The organism is Bradyrhizobium sp., from assembly GCF_049798375.1.
Taxonomy (GTDB): Bacteria; Pseudomonadota; Alphaproteobacteria; order Rhizobiales; family Xanthobacteraceae; genus Bradyrhizobium.
Map to the genome: position 1 here is coordinate 1 of NZ_JBARGP010000678.1, position 2,767 is coordinate 2,767.

The 2,767-nt window shown below is 65.8% G+C and carries 2 protein-coding genes; both read left to right on the plus strand.

All coding sequences use genetic code 11. The features are described from left to right. Positions 1-298 precede the first annotated feature (298 nt). On the plus strand, positions 299-718 hold the full coding sequence (locus tag WA702_RS26335) for a BlaI/MecI/CopY family transcriptional regulator (RefSeq protein ID WP_425113472.1): 420 nt from the start codon (positions 299-301) through the stop codon (positions 716-718). Further along, positions 718-2,767, plus strand: a 2,050-nt coding sequence (locus WA702_RS26340) for a M56 family metallopeptidase (RefSeq protein ID WP_425113473.1), incomplete at its 3' end; no start/stop codon positions are given. The genes WA702_RS26335 and WA702_RS26340, both read left to right, overlap by 1 nt.

The window sequence follows — 2,767 nt, forward strand, 5'->3', positions numbered from 1 at the left end:
CCTATAAGTCGTAAAGCCATCGCGCAGGGAAGGCCGGATGTTCGGCTCGTACCTGTGGTGACTACCGCGTGCTTTTTGCACGCAACCATGGGTGCGACCTGCACCCGGCCTTCCCTGCGCCCTCCGTCGTGTGAGGGCGCGCATTGGCAAAGCTCGGACGCGTCAGGCGCCGCGAGGGGGGCTGATCTGTTTCTGCCTCGCGCCGGCGTCACCCGTATCCAATGTCTGGTTGCATATCGCGCGAAGTTGCGCGACAATCGGTAGCATTGATTGTCGGATACAGAACAAGGCTGCAGAGATGGACGATGGCTTGCCCGGCCTGGGCGACCTCGAGCGCGAGGTGATGCAACTGGTTTGGGCCCATGGGCCGGTCACGGCGGAGGCCGTGCGCGAGCAGTTGTCGCGTCGTCTGAAGGAATCGACGGTCCGCACCGTGCTGCGCAGGCTCGAGGAAAAAGGTTACGCGCGCCACACCGTCGACGGGCGCACCTATGTCTATCAGGCGGCCGAGCCGCGGGCGCGCGTCGCGGCGAAGGCGGTGAAGCGGATCGTCGATTGGTTCTGCAACGGCTCGGTCGAGGAGGTGCTGGTCGGCATGGTCGACAATGCGATGCTCGATCAGAAGCAACTCCGTGAGCTGGCCGATCAGGTTGCAAAGGCCAGGGAGACTAACAAGGAGACCAACAAGGCGAGCAAGGGGAGGGGGGCCCGAAAATAATGCTATCGATTCTGGCCGAGGCGGCGCTGCGTTCCTTGCTGCTCGGAAGCCTGGTGTGGCTCGGCTTGAAGCTGTGCCGCGTGCGCAATCCGCAGGCGCAGATGACCGCATGGCTGATCGTGCTCGCGGCGTCGCTGGCGATGCCGTTCGTCATGCACGAGCCTACGGTGACGCTCACGGTGACGGAGGCGCCGCTGCAAGGGCCGGATCCGATCTGGTTCGCCGAAGAATCGTTTCAGAGCACGGGCCTGGCCGTGCCGTCCGCCGGCAGCGAGATGCCGCATGCCGCTGCGCCCGGACGGGTCGCGCATGTCTTTGCGCATGTCTTGGCGCATGTCGATGGCCGGCACATCGCGAGTGGAATCTACCTGCTTGTCGCCGGATTTCTGCTGCTGCGGCTCATCACGGGACTGCTGCTGACCTGGCGGCTCGTGCGAGCGGCCACACCGGTTGACGAGTCCTGGGTCGGACGATCAGACGTTCGTTTCAGCCGCGACGTCGACGCCCCTGTCACCTTCGCCTCGACCATTCTGTTTCCGCTGTACGCCACGACGTGGGAGGACGCCAAGCGCGACGCCGTGCTGGCGCATGAGCGCGCGCATGTCGCAAATCGCGATTTCCATGTGCTGCTGCTTGCCGCCATCAACCGCGCGCTGTTCTGGTTCTCACCGTTCGCGTGGTGGCAGTTTGCCAAGCTCGCCGAGCTCGCCGAGATCATCAGTGACGCGCAGGCGATCGAGGTCGTCGATGACAGGCTCGGCTATGCCGAGCTGCTGCTCGACATGGTGCAGGCGCGCCGGCGGCCGATGCTGGCGCTGGAGATGGCGCGGGCCAACACCATTCACAGCAGGATCGAGCGCATCCTGGCCTTATCAGGCATTCCCGCCCGCATCGGCTGGCGGCGCCGGGCCTTCCTCGGCGCCGCGATCCTTCCGGCCGTGATCGCCTGCGCTGCGACGATCGCCTACCGGATCGGTCCGGCGGCCGCTGTTGGCGTCGCGTCGCGCCCGGCCGAGATCGCGCGCAAGCCGCAGCATGTCGCCTTCTACGGCGTTGCGCCCGGCGCGATCCTTGCGATCTCGCACGAGCCGGACGGCCTGTCCGGCCAGCTCACCGGGCACCGCAGGTCGCGCCTTGCAGCCGTCGACGATGGCGCCTGGTCCTATGCAGCCGGCCAGCTCACCTTTGCGCTCGCTGCCGACACGGCGCAGCCCGCCGAGCTGACCGTGCATCAGGATGGCCACGATCGGAATGCGGAGCGGATTGCGGAATTGTCGTGGGAAGGCGAAGCCTGCGGGACGGCGCAGCTCGACGACTATGTGGGCTGGTACCAGCTGTCATCGAATAAGGTCGTCGCCGTGACGCGATCGGGCGACCGGCTGCGCCTGAAGGAGACCGGGCGCCTCAGCTACGAGGTCGCGGCCGACTGCGTCGACGCTTTCTCGGGCAAGGACGACAATCTCGTAATCTTCCTGCGCGATCCGAAGACCGGCGTGGCGCGGGTGCTGTTGCAGGATCCGATCATCGGCGCCCGGGTGGCGCGCCGGGTCGATGCGGCAAAGGCCCGCAGCATCGAGGACGCCTCGGCAATGCGCATGGCCGAGGTCTCCGACCATTTCCGGGCGCAGGCTCCGACGTCCGGCAGCAAGGAGCTGGTCCAGCGCGGCCTCATCAACATGCAACGCGGCACACCGACCTACGATCGGATGAGCCCGGCATTGGCTGCGCGGGTGGCGCGCCAGGCCGATGACATGCGATCGATGCTGGAGGCGTTCGGCCCGCTGGAGTCGATCTTCTTCCGCGGCGTCGGCCCGGGCGGCTATGACGTCTATGGCGTGAAATTCGCCAAAGGCTTTGCCGAGATTCGCATTCTGCTTGATGCAGACGGCAAGGCCGAAGACGTGACATTCCGGCCCGACGGCAATGACGAACTCGGTGAGATCGTCGGCTGTTCGGCAGAGGCCGGATTGAAGCCGCCAACCGAGGCGATTCCGATCAAGGTCATGCTCTTCAACGCGAGCGGCGATGATATCCATCCCTTCAGCCTCG